Below are 14,303 nucleotides of genomic sequence, written 5' to 3' on the forward strand. Positions count from 1 at the left end.
GGCGGCCGCCCCCTGTTGCACGACATCGGGGACGGCTGGTGGCAGGACGTCGACACGCCCGAGGCGATGGCGCACGCCGCCCTGCGGATGGCGGAGATGGAGGGACGACGATGAGGATGGAGCTCGTCTGGGCGGTCGCGGTGACCGCGGCGGTCGCGAACGCGGCCTGCTCGCAGTGCGGCGAGGAGAAGGCTCCGCGGCCGACCGCGCCCGACCCCGCGAAGGAGAGCCCCGCGGCGCCCAAGAAGGACGAGGCCCGGCCCGATGCGCCGGTGCGCGTCTCGGACGCGGGCGTGCCCGAGGCGACGGGGCCTGTGGGGCCGGTGCCGGATCGGCTCCGCGGCGTCTGGGAGAAGATCGATCAGCCGTTCCGCGGCATGCGCATCGAGCTCGGCGCCGGCGGCATGGCCGCGGTCCCGGTGATAGCGCCCCCCGTCGACGACGCGGAGGCGGTCGCGTTCTACACGAAGAAGAACGGGGACAAGGAGGATCTCGGCGTCCAGTTCGCGGCCTGCATGCCGAAGATCTGGAAGGCGGGCGTCACGAAGTACGCCGAGCTCAAGCCCACCGCGCGCGCCGACGAGTGGGTCGGCTCCACCGAGCTGCACATCGTCCGCGTCCAGACCTGCGACGAGCTGAAGACGAAGAAGCAGGATCTCGCGCTGCGCCTGACGTCGAAGGACGAGCTCGTCGCGACGGTCGTCGACCCGAAGCTCAAGACCTCGCAGACCGAGACCTGGAAGCGCGTCCAGAAGTAGGAGGGGCGGCAGGCTGAGCCCGCGGCTCCGGTCGGCACGCGTTTGGTTGGCAACTACGGGGTTGTCGGGATGGTCGTGAACGTCGTGCGGCCCATGCTCCAACCTTCGATCGAACCCACCTGATTCAGGCCGCTGTCGAGCGTCCCTGAGACCTTCCTGGTCAGGACGAGCGCCGCTTCGCAGGTCGTCGTGTCGCCGTCGACGTCGAGGCTATTGGCGGGGATCGTGTCGGATCCGCTGTCCGTCCAGGTGGCGTCGTAGTCGAAATTGATGCAGTCGCCCGTGACCAGAAGCTCGATCTCGTCGTTGCCGGCTCCGGCGTTGTTGTCGTCCCAGGTGACGTCGAGCAACACGTCGCGGGGGGCATCCACGCCTTCGGCTGGTGCGGTGACGGTCACCGCCGGGCGCAGGCCGCTGACGGTGGACGTGTAGCCGCCCGCATCCGGCCTGGAAAAGACGAAAGTGTACTCGTCCGCCGGTTCGATCTCCGCAGAGTAGACGACCGGGACCACCGTGCCGTCGACGGCCTGCAACTCGGTGCCGTTCACGGTGATGCTGTCGCCGCATTCGCCGAGCACGACTGCAGATCCCTGATCGGTCTTGAAGATCGCCTGTCCCTGGGCGGTATCACCCTCTTCGATTGCCGCGAGCTCGAGCGAGAGTCCCTGCGTCTTCAGATCGCAGGAGTCCTCATTCGCGAGGCACCCCGTGGCCGCGATGGCGCCGAGCACGAGGAGTGCTACGATGGTGATTGTCTTCCGCATTTTTCTTCCCTCCTTATTCTTTCGTTAAATGAATCGTCATGGATTGCACGACGTTTGGACGACACCCATGCGTCCGTTGTTCATAAAAGATCCAAAACGACGATGTGGCAAGAATAGCACGAAAACGGGAACGGCAAACTCGACGCGTCGGGTCGGGTCAGGTCAGATCTCGCCGAGGTCCGCGTCCGGGGCCCACCCGTCGCGGCCGCCGTCGTCGCGGATCTTCCAGAACCCCTCGCGGCGCTCGAGGATCGAGACGCGGCTCCCCTCGTCGAGGGCGAACCGCTTCACGGCGCTCCCCGGCCCCTCGAGGACGTCGACCGTCCCGGAGCGGACGACCACCGCCTCCCGCTCGCTGGTCTCCTGGCGCCACTTCCCGTACGCGATGGCCGCGGTCGCGACCGTGAGGATCGCGAGCACGCCGATCGCGACGCCGAGGGTGAGGCGGACGCCCTCCGCGCGCGCGATGCGCCGCACGACGAGGGCCGTGAACAGCGCGACGTGGAACAGGAGGAACGCGAACGCGGCGGTGCGCGGGGAGAACCTGTCGAGGAGAGCCCGCCAGGCTGTCGTCGCCGGCGCGAGATCCGCGTTGCGGCCGGCCTCGCTCGCGCGGCGGGCGAGGTACTCCCGGATCACCGAGAGGTTGTGCACCGCGTCCTCGTGGCCCGGCTCGCGGCGCAGCACGCGCTCGTAGTACTGGACCGCGCGCCCGAGGTTCCCGAGCCGCGCCTCCGCCGTCGCGCGGTTGTACGCGAGCTCCGCCGAGGTCGCGCCGAGCTCCTCGAGCCGGGAGTAGGACGCGGCCGCCTTCGCGTAGTCGCCGGCCCAGAACGCCGCGTTCCCCTCGGCGAAGAGCCCGGCGAGGTTCCCGGCCTCGCCCAGGGCGGGCGGGGCGGCGGCGAGCGCGGCTGCGGCGAGCGCGGCGGCGGCGAGCGCGGCGCACAGGAGTCGCATCGGCGTCACGGCTTCCCCTCCTCCGGTTCGATCGCCACGGCGGCGAGGCGCGCGACGAGGGATCGAATGCGCTCGAGCGCCCCGCGCCGCTCGCCCGCGGCCGACGCGCTGCGGGCGAACCGCGCGAAGTCGCAGCTCTCCATCTCCGCGACGGTGGCCTCCGCGAGCTCGTCGCCGAACCCGCGCCGCCGCAGCCGGGCGGCGAGCTCGGCCGACGTGTCGCCCGCGACCGGGCACTCGAGGCGGTCCTCGAGGAACGCGACGAGCGCCCGCTGGAGCTCGGCGAAGAAGCGGTCGCCGTCGAGCCCGTCGCCCCGAGCGGCGAGCTCATCGAGCCTGCGTCGCGCCACGGCGTCCGCGCGCTTGGAGCGGTCGCGCAGCAGGCGGTCCCTGCCGCGGCGGCGTGTGATCTGCGCGGCGACGAGGGCGACGAACGCGATCGGCGCGAGGGCGACGAGCGCGAGGAACCACGGCTCGTTGAGGACGATGCCGCCGCCGTCCGGTTCGACGTCTGCGCGCGTCGCGATGGAGCGCAGCTTCTGGGTCATCCGCCCGAACGCGCCGCCGTCGTCCTGCGCCGCGGGGGCCGCGCCGGCCGGAGGCTGCCCGGTCGGCGCCCCGCCCTCGGCGGGCGTCACCGTGAACCGCTTCGCCGGGCTCGTGAGCGTCTCGTACTCGCGGGACAAAGGATCGAAGTACGACCACGCGAGCTCCGGGATCGTGTACGACCCCGGGGCCTTGGGGATGATCAGCACCTTGTTCGTGAGCGTCCCGGTCACGCTCTCGTCGCGCGCGGCGACCTCGACATCGGACTCGGGCGCGTAGATCTTGAGGCCGTCGATCTCCGCGATCTCCGGGACGACGAGGTTGCGGACGTTGCCCGCGCCGCGCGCGATCATCGAGAGGGTCAGAGGCTCGCCGACCTTGGCGGTCTCCTTGTCGAGCTCCGCGCGGAAGCTGAACCGGCCGACGTTCGCCGGGTCGAACCCCGCGGGCCTCCCGGCGTCCGGCAGCGGATCGACGGTCACGACGACGGGCTGCGAGGCGCGCCGCACCTTCTTGGGGCTCGAGAAGAAGCCGCCGCGCCGCACCTCGAGCTCCGCGAGCGCCGGCGCGATCGTGAGCTCGCCCCCGCGCAGGGGGAAGAGGGCGATGCGGCGCAGCTCGACGCGCTCGTAGACCCGATCGCCGATCCTGACCTGCTCCTGCGGCAGCTGGTGCTTCGCCCCGGTGTCGACGTTCTCGACCCAGAACCCGTCCGTCCCCGGCTCGCGGACGAGCTGCACGCCCGAGAGGCTCCAGCTCGTGTAGACGTACAGGCGCAGCACGACCAGCTCGCCCATGCTGCAGCGCTTCTTGGAGACGACCGTGTGCAGGAAGTAGTCGGGATCGATCTGCGCGCCCTCTAGCTCGGCGCCGCTCGGCGGCGCGACCCCCGGCTCGTCGATCTGGTCCGCCTGGGGCGCGTTCGGATCGGGCTGGAGCGGCACCGCCTTCCCAGGAGCCGCCGCGCCGCCCGACGACGGCTGCACCTCGAAGCCGTAGGCCTGGCTCTGGAAGCGCTTCCCGTCGACAGTGACGATCACCGGGTTCACGGTGAACTTGCCCGCGCGATCGGCCACCACCACGAACGAGTACTCGCTCCTCTGCTTCGTCTGCTTCACGGCCTTCTGCTGCCCGAAGCCGAACGAGAACGAGAACGACATCGGGTGCGACTCGTACTGCCTGAGCACGCGGAGCCCGCCGAGGGCGGGCAGCTGCACCTGCGGCTCGTCTGAGCTCTCGGTCTCGATCGTGATGGTCAGCTCGAACGGTTCGCCCTGGACGAGCGGATCCTGGCTGACGGTCACGCCGATCTGCGGCTGCTGCGCCTTCTTGGCGCCGCCCTGCGCGAGCGCGGCCCCGGCGGCGAGCGCGGTCGCGAGAATCACCGCTGTGGTCATCGCCCGCCGCATCACCAGTCCTTGACCGGCGCCGCAGGCATCGCCACCGCCCGGCGCCGGGCCTTCTGCTGCGGCAGGCTCTGCTGATCGCGGTCGAGGGCGTCGAGCACCTGCTCCATCTCCTGCCGCGTCTTGGGTTGCTCCTGTTGCTGCTGATCCTGCTTCTGCTGCTGGTCCTGCTTCTCCTGATCCTGCTTCTGCTGCTGGTCCTGCTTCTGCTGCTGATCCTGCTTCTGCTGCTGGTCCTGCTTCTCCTGATCCTGCTTCTGCTGCTCTTCCTTCTTCTTCTGCTTCTGCACCGCGATCTCGAGGTTCCACGCGGCGTCGCGGTTGCCGGGCGCGAGCATCAGGCTCTTCTTGTAGTGCTCGATCGCGGCCTCGAAGTCCTCCTTCCGGAAGAACGCGTCGCCCAGGTTCGCGAGCGCCCGCGCGCGCACCTTCGGGGGGGACTCCGGCACCGCGGCGAGCTTCAAAGCCTGCATCGCCTGATCGAGCTTGTCGTCCCCCGCGCGCAGGAGGGCGAGCCCCCTGTCGAGGTGGACCTCGCCGCGGCTCGGGAGCTCGCGAACCGCCTCGTCGTAGCTCTCCAGCGCCTCCTTCAGCCGGCCCTTTGCGAGCGCCTCGTTCCCGTCCGCGACGTCGCCGTTCTCCTTGAGGAACGGGTCGAACGCGAACGCGGGGGGCGCCGCGAGGAGCGCCATCGCCGCCGCGAGGACGGCCACCGCCGCCACGATTCCGGTCCGCCGCGCGTTCATCGCCTCCTCCGCTTGAACACCCACCGCTCGGGCAGCGCGAACGCGAGCAGCATGAGCAGCGCCGCCGGCGCGAGGAACCACTGGAACACCTCGTCGTACACCGTGATCTGCCGCGCCTCAACCTCGGTCTGCTTCATCTTGCGGATCTCGGCGATGACCGCCGCGATCCCCGAGAGATCGCTGCCCGCGCGGTAGTACCGGCCGCCCGTCTTCGCCGCGATCTCCTTCAGCACGTCCTCGTTCGCCGGGGTGAGCGCGGTGGTGACGTACTCGCCGGAGTCGTCCTTCTGGTAGCCCATCGTGGATCCGTCGTCCAGGTACCGCGGGATCAGCTCCGGCGAGTCGGAGCCGAAGCCGATGGTGAACACGGCGATCCCCTCCTCGGCGGCCTCGTCCGCGGCGGCGGCCGGGTCGCCCACGTGATCCTCGCCGTCCGTGAGGAGGACTATCACCTTCGAGCGCGCGGGTTCGGGGCTCTTGCCCGGATCCGCGACCTCTCCCGACGGTCGCAGCATCCGCACCGCGCCGGTGAGCGCCTTGCCGATCGCCGTGCCGCCGACGGGCATGTCATAGGGCGTGATGTCCCGCCAGAACGCCGTGGCGGCCGCGTAGTCGGTGGTGAGCGGGAACCGGATGGTGTCGCCGGCGAACGCGACGAGGCCGATCCTGTCGCCCGTGAGCAGGTTGATGAGCTCGTTCAGCTCGAGCTTCGCGCGCTCGATGCGGTTCGGCCGCACGTCCTCCGCGAGCATGCTCTTCGAGAAGTCGAGCGCCACGACGACGTCGATGCCGCGCTTCTTGAGCATCTGGATCCGCCCGCCGTACTGGGGCCGCGCCGACGCGAACGCGAGGCAGGCCACGCCGAGGGCGAGCGCGATGATCTTCGCGGCGCGCAGGTACGGGGCGGGCCGCAGGAGCTGGGCGTCGACCGCGGCCGCGGATCCGAACCGCTCGAGCGCCCGCCTACGCAGCACCGCCCCGGCGACGACCCCGGCGATCACCGCGAGCGGCAGCGCGAGGAAGGCGAGCATGTAGGGCTCGGCGAACCTCATGGCGCCCTCCTGAGAACGAACAGGCCGAGGAGCAGGTCGAGGGCGGCCAGGATCAGCGCGGGCCACAGGTACAGCGGGAACACCTCGCCGTAGATCACGCCGCGATCCGCGATGCGGGAGCGCTCGAGCGCGTCGAGGATCGCGTGGAACGACCGGACGAGGCTGTTCGTGTCCGTGGCCTCGAAGAAGGCGCCGCCCGTCTCCTTGCTCATGCGGCGCAGGAGCTCCGGGTTCACGGGCGTGGAGTGCGTCCTGAAGATCTGGTTCCTGAAGAAGTCGAAGCCCGACGCGACCTCGGACTCGTCCTTCTCGCCGACGAGCACGGTGTAGATCTTGATCCCGAGCGTCTTCGCGAAGCTCGTGGCCTGATCGGGGGGCAGGTTCCCCGCGTTCGACGCGCCGTCGGTGAGCAGGATGATCACCTTGCTCTTCGCGTCCGACTTGCGCAGCCGGTTGATCGACATGCCGATCGCGTTGCCGATCGCGGTCGCCTTGTCGTCGATGACGCCGAGCGAGAGATCCGCGATCATGGTCGACAGGATCGAGTAGTCGAGCGTCAGCGGGCAGAGCGTGTACGCGTTCTCGGCGAAGATCACCGCGCCGATGCGGTCGTCGCGGCGGCGGCTGATGAAGTCGCGCGTCACGCTCTTGGCGGCCTCGAGGCGGTTCGGCTTGAGATCCCCGGCCTCCATCGATCCCGAGACGTCGAGCGTGAGCACGATATCGATGCCGCTCGTCTCGGTCTCCTCCCTCTGGTTGGCGTCCTGCGGCCGCGCGAGCGCGAGGGCGAGGAGCGCCACCGCCACCGCCTTGAGCGCCACGGTCGCGGTCAGGAGGTGCACGCGCCACGATCGCCTCGTCGCGTCGGCCAGGATCGCGGCGGTCGAGATCCTGATGCGTCCGCTCGTCCGCCGCTCGAGGATGCCGGCGGCGACCACGATGGGCACCGCGACGAGGGCGAGGAGGAACCAGGGGCTCTCGAACCGCATCCCCGGGCCCTCTCGGAGCCACGGCGGCACGACGAACGCCGCGGCGGCGAGGAGGGCGCCGACCGACCAGGCGAGCGGCTCGAGCCACCAGCGGTGCCTACGCATCTCGCCCTCCCGTCTCCCCGGGCGCCGCCCCGCTCGGGGGGGGCGTGGGCGGCTCGGGCTGCGGCGTCGTGTCGCGGACGAGCGCGAACCCCTCGCCGAGGAGGCGCTCGGACTCCGGGACATCGGGGACGTACTTCGCGAACTTCACGAGGTCGGTCTCGCTCAGGAAGTCGACCGCGCGGTTGTACATCGCGCGATCGAGGCGCCGGCGCACGAGCTCGCCGAGCAGCTCCTCGGTCGAGCGCTCCAGGGAGTAGAACCGGTAGCGGTTGCCGAGGTACTCGCGGATCGCCTCGGACAGGAGGATGTGGAAGAGCTTGTGCCTCCCCTCCGCGAGGTGCGCGGACGAGCGCAGCGCGTCGAGCTTCTCGAGCGCGATCTCCTCCGCCGGGCGCGGCGGCGGGGGCGGCGGGCCGGGGCGCCTGCGCCGCTTCGACCACAGCCAGCGGCCGAGCAGCGTCAGCAGCACGAGCACGGCGATGCACCCGATCGCGCCGAGGATCCAGAGCAGCGTGTAGTCCTTCTCGAAGACGCGCACGCCCGGACCCGTGTCCGGCTTCAGCTTCGGCTCGGGCTCGTTCGCGATGAGGCTCTTCACGTCGATCGTCGCGGGCTCGGTCGCGAGCGTGCCGACGTTCCCCTTCGCATCGACGACGGAGACGGCCTGCGCCGGGATCTCGAGGGCGCCGGTCTCGAAGGCGACGAGGCGGACCTCCATCGTCTCCGCGACCCACCCGTCGTCCGGCTCGCCGACCTCGATCTTCTTGTCCTGCACCTCGAAGGCGCCGAAGTCCGCCGAGCTGCCGAGGCGGACCCGGTCCTCGACGCGGCGCCGGATCTCGGCCCTCCAGACGATCGGGTCGCCGATCGCGCCGCTCCTCGGCTCGACCGTGAGCTTCAGCGTCGGCCGGCGGTCCGCGGGGATCGCGGAGAGATCGGTCGTCGGCGGCGGGACCTCGGCGGGCTCCTCGGCGGCGGCGCCCGCGTCGATCGCCTCGACGATCATCGGCGGAGCGCCCGCGTCCGCGCCGAGGGTCCGGCCGGCGGCGAGCGCGACGAGCAGCGCGGCGAGCGCGCATGGAAGGGATCGGCTCATCCCCGCATCGCCCTCCTCGCGCGGATCTGGAAGAAGCTCACGAGCGCCGACATGTCGGCATCCTCCGTCGAGATGTTCACGAAGTCCATCCGGTGGCGGCGGAACAGCCGCTCGCGCTCGGCGCGGCGCCGGCGCATCGCCTCCGCGTACGCCTCGCGCACCCGCCTTGAGGTCGTGTCCACCGGCGTCACGTTCCCGGACTCGGGATCCTCGACGTAGACGACCCCGACGTTCGTCATCTCCTCCTCTCGCGGGTCGGCCACGCACACGGGCACGAGGTCGTGCTTCGTCTTGGCGAGGCGCAGGGAGCGCTCCCACCCGTCGGCGAGGAAGTCCGAGATCAGGAACGCGACAGAGCGGTGCTTCGCGACCTTGCTCAGGTAGTCGAGCCCGACCGCGAGATCCGTGCCGCGGCCCTTCGGGTTGAAGCGCAGGATCTCGGAGATGACGCGCAGCACGTGCTTCTTGCCCTTCTTGGGCGGCACGAACAGCTCGACGCGATCGGTGAACATGACGAGCCCGACGCGGTCGTTGTTCTTGATGGCGGAGAACGCGAGCGTCGCGGCGAGCTTCGCGGCGAGCCTCGACTTGGTCTGGCGCGCGGTGCCGAACAGCTCCGAGGCCGACGCGTCGACGAGGAGCATCACCGTCATCTCGCGCTCCTCGACGAACATCTTGATGTACGGCGCGTTCATGCGCGCGGAGACGTTCCAGTCGATGAGGCGGACGTCGTCGCCGAGCTCGTACTGGCGGACCTGATCGAACGCCATGCCGCGGCCCTTGAAGACGGACTGGTACTGGCCCGCGAGCCGGTCGTTGACGAGCGCCCGCGTCACGATCTCGATCTGGCGTATCTCCTTGAACAGCTCCGCGTGATCCATGGGCCACCGCCTCGCGTCCGTCAGGGGGTCACGGCACCTCGACCGCGTCGAAGATGCGCCGCACGATCTCCTCGCTCGTGATCTCCTCCGCCTCGGCCTCGTAGGTCACGACGATGCGGTGGCGCAGGACGTCCGGGCCGATGGACTTGATGTCCTCGGGGGTCACGTAGCCGCGGTGCCTGAGGAACGCGTGCGCCCGCGCCGCCATGATGAGCGCGATCGAGGCGCGCGGCGAGGCGCCGTACTCGATGAACCGGCCGAGCTCCTCGAGCTTGTACCGCTCGGGCTGCCGCGTCGCCGCCACGATGTCGATGATGTACTCCTTGATCTTCTCGTCGACGTAGACCTCGCCGACGATCTTGCGCGCCTCGAGGATCCGCTCGGGCGTGACGATCGGCGATATCTTCGGGATCGGCCCGCCGGACATCCGGTCCATGATCAGCCGCTCCTCCTCGCGGGTCGGGTACCCCACCTTGATCTTGAGCATGAAGCGGTCCACCTGCGCCTCGGGCAGCGGGTAGGTGCCCTCCTGCTCGATCGGGTTCTGGGTGGCCATCACGATGAACGGCGACGGCAGCGGGAAGCTCTGGTCGCCGATCGTGACCTGCTTCTCCTGCATCGCCTCGAGCAGCGCCGACTGCACCTTGGCGGGCGCGCGGTTGATCTCGTCCGTCAGCACGAGGTTCGCGAACACCGGGCCCTTCTTGGCCGTGAACGTCCCCGCGTGCTGGTTGTAGATCACGGTGCCGATGACGTCGGCGGGCAGCAGGTCCGGCGTGAACTGGATCCGCTTGAACTGCGCCGAGATCGCCTGGCACAGCGTGTTCACCGTGAGCGTCTTCGCGAGCCCCGGCACGCCCTCGAGCAGCACGTGCCCGCCCGTGAGCAGGCCGATGAGGACGCGCTCGACCATCTCGGCCTGGCCGACTATCACCTTCGAGATCTCGTGCGTGAGATCGTCGACGAAGGCGCTCTCCGCTTTCACCATCTCGTTCAATGCTTTGACGTCGTGGGTCATGGTCTCCTCCGGGTTCGCCTATGGAACCGCGAAAGCGATGGATTATTCCAGCCGGGCCCCGAGGGCCAGGGAAATCGGCCCGAAACGGCATGGAGAAGCCGAGATCTTGAGGTCACAATTCGTGACCTCAAGAACCTCCCCGCGCAGATCCTGCGCGGGATAACTGTTTTTCAGATCGGCCTTTGTCTCCAGACCGCGCGGATTCCGCGCGGGCGGCTCGGTGAATCACTCGGGTGCGAACGGCCCGTGCAGGATCTGCACGGGCTGGAGGAGAACACAGCGGGAATTCGGAAACCCGTCCGGAATCCGGACGGGCAGAGTCACTTCGCCAGCGCCTTGAGCCCGTCGTCGTACTGCGGGCGGACGACGCCGCGCTCCGTGATGATCGCGGTGACGAGCTCGAACGGCGTCACGTCGAACGCCGGGTTGCGGACGCTGACGCCCTCGGGCGCGACGCGCGTGCCGAGCACGTGGGTCACCTCGCTCGCCGCGCGCTCCTCGATCTCGATAGCGTCGCCGTCCGGGCAGGCCATGTCGACGGTCGACCAAGGCGCGGCGACGTAGAACGGCACGCCGTCCGCGTGGGCCGCGAGCGCGACGCCGTACGTCCCGATCTTGTTCGCCGTGTCGCCGTTGGCCGCGATCCGGTCCGCTCCCACGACGACGAGATCGATCGCGCCGGAGGCGAGGATCGACGCCGCGGCGACGTCGGCGATCAGCGTCACGTCGATCCCGTCGCGCATGAGCTCCCAGGCCGTGAGCCGCGCGCCCTGGAGGAGCGGCCGCGTCTCGTCCGCGATCACCCGGACGCGCTTCCCCATCGCGATCGCGGAGCGCACGACGCCGAGCGCCGTGCCCCACCCGGAGGTCGCGAGCCCGCCCGCGTTGCAGTGCGTGAGGATCGTCGCGTCGTCCGGCACGAGCGCCGCGCCGTGATCGCCGAGCGCCCGGCAGGCCGCGACATCCTCGGCGAGGATCGCGTCCGCCTCCCGGGCGATCCGGGCGACGAGCGCGTCCCCGCCCAGCCCCGACGCCTCCCCCGCGCGCCGCACCCGGTCGACCGCCCAGAGGAGGTTGACCGCCGTGGGCCGCGCGTCGACGAGGAGCCGCGCCGCCCGCGCGAGCTCGTCCGTCGCGCCCCCCGAGAGTCGCGCCGCGAGCGCCATGCCGTACCCCGCGGCGATGCCGATCGCCGGCGCGCCGCGCACCGCCATCGTGCGGATCGCCTCGACGACGCTGTCGACGTCGCGACACTCGATGTACGTCTCCTCGAACGGCAGGCGGCGCTGGTCGAGCATCACCACCGCGCCGTCCCGCCACGCGACCGTGTCGATGGAACTGAAATCCGTCTTCATGAATTGCCCGCCTCGTTATGTTCGTTTGAACGATGTACCACGCTTCGGTTCATGCATCGTAGACGCTTTCGTCTTGATCATCCACTCGCGGTGCAATAGTTTGGCTGGGTTGAAATGGCGAGACCTGCGCACATCGAACCGCTCTACGTCGTCGGCGAGGCCCTCGGGCTCCCGCTCGCCTGCTTCGATTCGAGCGGCGCCGCGATCTTCTCGACGAGCGCGCTGATCGCGGAGATCGGCGCGGAACCGGGCGATCTGCGGGAGCTCGCGGCCGTCATCGAGCGGGATCCCGAGAGCCGCGTGGGCCTGATCGAGCGGATCGGGGCGCTCGCGGAGCCCGGGGGCAGGTGCACGGCGCGGACCTGCGCGCTCGGGAAGGACGGCGCCTCGCGGCCGCTCGAGCTGAACGCCGTCTCGGTCGGCGTTCCGGGATCCTCGGCCGCCGTCGTCTGCGTCCACGAGCCCGCGGTGGACGCGGCGCTGATGGCGCGCGTCGAGCTCCTCGAGCGGCGCGCGTCGGTCGGCTACGCCGCCGCGGGCGCGGCGCACGAGTTCAACAACCTGTTGACCGCCATGCTCGGGTGGGCGCAGATCGCCCTGAAGGCGGTCGGTCCGGAGTCGACCGCCGCGCCGGCGATCTCGACCATCGAGAACAGCGCGCGCCGCGCGAAGCAGATCGTGGGCGAGCTGCTCTCCTCGGCCCGGCCGACGTCCTCCGCGGTGCAGGACGTCGACGTCGCGCGGCTCGCGGCGGAGGCGTTGCGCCTCCTGTCGTGGGAGCTGAACGCCGCGCACGTCGATGTCGAGACCGAGATCGGCGACGCCGGGATCGTCTGCGGCGACTCCACGCGGCTGCTGCAGGTCTTCGTCAACGTCATCCGCAACGCCGTCGAGGCGATGCCGGCCCGCGGCAAGCTCCGGCTGCGCGCGGCCCGGGAGGACGGACGCACGGTCGTCGAGATCACGGACAACGGCCACGGCATGACGGAGGAGATCCTCGGCTCCGCGTTCGAGCCGTTCTTCACGACCAAGGTGCTCGGCGCGAGATCGACCGGCGGCTCCGGCCTCGGGCTCCCGATCTGCAGGCGGATCGTCGAGGAGCACGGCGGCGAGATCGAGCTGCGGTCGCACCGGCCCGGCGGCACGACGGTGAGGATCTCGCTCCCCAGCTGCCGGGGCGCCTCGGTCGTCCCGCGGAAAAGCGATCCGTCGCGCTCGTCGATCCCGCCTGGCGCGAGGCTGCTCGTCGTGGACGACGAGCCCGACATCTGCGAGATGATCCGGACGAGCCTGGAGCTGCACGGCGCCGAGGTCACGCCCGCGCTGACCGGGGCCGACGCGCTCAGGCGGTGCAAGTCCGAGCGGTTCGACGCCGCGTTCGTGGACTTCTCCATGGCCGGCCTGTCCGGCTTCGCGCTCGGCCGCGCGCTGGGCGAGCTGCAGCCGGAGATGCGGATCGTGTTCATGAGCGGCGTCGAGATCCCGCAGGACCCGGATCCCCGGTTCCACCGCTTCCTCAAGAAGCCGTTCGACCTGCGCGAGATCCGGTGCAAGCTGCACGACGTCCTCGCGCAGGAGCGAGGTCGTCGGGACTGAGCGTCAGAGGTACGCGGTCCGGTCGATCCGCGCGATCTGCTCGCGCAGATCCTGGATCTCCTTCTGCCAGTAGAGGAGCGTCCCGAAATAGGAGAAGGTGCGCTGGAACGTCGGATCGTGCCACCGCCGCGCGATCCACGCCGAGTAGTGGACGAACCGCAGCGCGCGCAGCGGCTCCACGAGCGCGAGCCAAAGGGGCTCGAACCGCCGCATCTCCGAGTACGCCTCGATGAGCACGTGGCGCTGCCGCGCGCCCTCCTCATCGTAGCTCGGCACGAGCATCCAGACGTCCTGCGCCGCCGGGCCGGTCACCATGTCGTCGAAGTCGAGGAACGCGAACCCGCGCCGCGTGTCGACGAGGTTGCCGAGGTGGCAGTCGCCGTGCAGCCTGTGGACCGGCACGTCCGCGAACAGAGGCGTGATCCTGTCGACGAGCGCGAGCACCGTCGCGGCGTAGGTGTCGCGCGCCTCGGGCGGCAGGGCGTCGTTCTCGATGAGGTAGCACAGCTCGTCGCGGCCATAGGTCGCGGGCGAGAGCCGCATGCGGTGCGGCTCCTCCCGCCGCGCGCCGACGTTGTGGATCCGGGCGATCAGGCGGCCGACCATCCGGACCTGATCGTCGCCGAGCTCCTGCGGGGTGCGCCCCGCGAGGCGCGGGAAGAGCGTGAAGAGCACGCCGTCGGTCTCGCCCACGGTCGAGCCGTTCTCGAGCGGGATGGGGAGCGCGACCGGGATCTCATCCACGCCTAGCTCGGCGAGGAAGCGATGCTCCGCGAGGATGGTCTCGCGCGACCAGCGGCCGGGCCTGTAGAACTTGCCGACGACCCACGCGCCGTCCTCGAGCTCGAGCTGGTACACGCGGTTCTCGTAGCTGTTCAGGGTGAGGAACCGCCCGGTGCACCGCCGCCCGCCGCCCTCGACCGCGTCGAGCACGTTCTCGGGAGTCAGCCGGTTGTAGGCCGTCGCCAGCGGGTGCTGTCTGATCGCGTCGTCCATCGTTCGTCCGTCCGAGGCCATACTCCGCGCAGCGCTCG

At 70.3% G+C, this 14,303-nt stretch carries 13 protein-coding genes; 2 read left to right on the forward strand and 11 right to left on the reverse strand.

All coding sequences use genetic code 11. The annotated features are described in order from the left end of the window. The first annotated feature begins 110 nt into the window (after positions 1–110). Positions 111–758 carry a hypothetical protein gene (locus M0R80_20325; protein ID MCK9461984.1) on the forward strand — a complete coding sequence of 216 codons (648 nt, stop codon included), beginning with the start codon at positions 111–113 and terminating at the stop codon, positions 756–758. Positions 759–811: 53 nt separating this feature from the next. Here M0R80_20325 and M0R80_20330 read toward each other — a convergent pair whose 3' ends face one another. From M0R80_20330 to mtnA, 10 genes are all read right to left on the reverse strand, one after another. After that, positions 812–1,522 carry a hypothetical protein gene (locus tag M0R80_20330; protein ID MCK9461985.1) on the reverse strand — a complete coding sequence of 237 codons (711 nt, stop codon included), beginning with the start codon at positions 1,520–1,522 and terminating at the stop codon, positions 812–814. A gap of 162 nt (positions 1,523–1,684) precedes the next feature. Further along, positions 1,685–2,488, reverse strand: coding sequence for a hypothetical protein (locus M0R80_20335; GenBank protein ID MCK9461986.1), 804 nt, complete (start codon positions 2,486–2,488; stop codon positions 1,685–1,687). Further along, positions 2,485–4,422: a BatD family protein gene (locus M0R80_20340; protein MCK9461987.1), complete on the reverse strand. Its 1,938-nt coding sequence runs from the start codon at positions 4,420–4,422 to the stop codon at positions 2,485–2,487. Before M0R80_20340 ends, M0R80_20335 begins: the two co-directional genes overlap by 4 nt. 11 nt (positions 4,423–4,433) lie before the next feature. Beyond that, a complete protein-coding gene (locus tag M0R80_20345; GenBank protein ID MCK9461988.1) occupies positions 4,434–5,177 on the reverse strand; it encodes a tetratricopeptide repeat protein in 744 nt (247 codons plus the stop codon). Continuing rightward, a complete protein-coding gene (locus tag M0R80_20350) occupies positions 5,174–6,229 on the reverse strand; it encodes a VWA domain-containing protein (protein MCK9461989.1) in 1,056 nt (351 codons plus the stop codon). The genes M0R80_20345 and M0R80_20350 overlap by 4 nt, the downstream gene beginning before the upstream one ends. Further along, a complete protein-coding gene (locus M0R80_20355; GenBank protein ID MCK9461990.1) occupies positions 6,226–7,323 on the reverse strand; it encodes a VWA domain-containing protein in 1,098 nt (365 codons plus the stop codon). The genes M0R80_20350 and M0R80_20355 overlap by 4 nt, the downstream gene beginning before the upstream one ends. Further along, complete coding sequence (locus tag M0R80_20360; protein MCK9461991.1) at positions 7,316–8,419, reverse strand: hypothetical protein; 1,104 nt, start codon at positions 8,417–8,419, stop codon at positions 7,316–7,318. Before M0R80_20360 ends, M0R80_20355 begins: the two co-directional genes overlap by 8 nt. Next, the gene (locus M0R80_20365; GenBank protein MCK9461992.1) at positions 8,416–9,300 is read right to left on the reverse strand and encodes a DUF58 domain-containing protein; all 885 of its coding nucleotides are present in this window, start codon (positions 9,298–9,300) and stop codon (positions 8,416–8,418) included. Before M0R80_20365 ends, M0R80_20360 begins: the two co-directional genes overlap by 4 nt. Before the next feature lie 28 nt (positions 9,301–9,328). After that, a complete protein-coding gene (locus M0R80_20370; GenBank protein MCK9461993.1) occupies positions 9,329–10,318 on the reverse strand; it encodes a MoxR family ATPase in 990 nt (329 codons plus the stop codon). 320 nt (positions 10,319–10,638) lie between these two features. Then, positions 10,639–11,673 carry an S-methyl-5-thioribose-1-phosphate isomerase gene (gene mtnA, locus M0R80_20375; GenBank protein MCK9461994.1) on the reverse strand — a complete coding sequence of 345 codons (1,035 nt, stop codon included), beginning with the start codon at positions 11,671–11,673 and terminating at the stop codon, positions 10,639–10,641. A 114-nt stretch (positions 11,674–11,787) separates the two neighbouring features. Between mtnA and M0R80_20380 the strand changes: the two genes are divergently transcribed. Then, positions 11,788–13,269, forward strand: coding sequence for an ATP-binding protein (locus M0R80_20380; GenBank protein MCK9461995.1), 1,482 nt, complete (start codon positions 11,788–11,790; stop codon positions 13,267–13,269). A gap of 3 nt (positions 13,270–13,272) precedes the next feature. On the opposite strand, the gene M0R80_20385 is transcribed toward M0R80_20380, so the two are convergent. Continuing rightward, a complete protein-coding gene (locus M0R80_20385; GenBank protein ID MCK9461996.1) occupies positions 13,273–14,265 on the reverse strand; it encodes a serine/threonine protein kinase in 993 nt (330 codons plus the stop codon). Positions 14,266–14,303: the final 38 nt, after the last annotated feature.

Source organism: Pseudomonadota bacterium (assembly GCA_023229365.1).
GTDB lineage: Bacteria > Myxococcota_A > Polyangia > JAAYKL01 > JAAYKL01 > JALNZK01.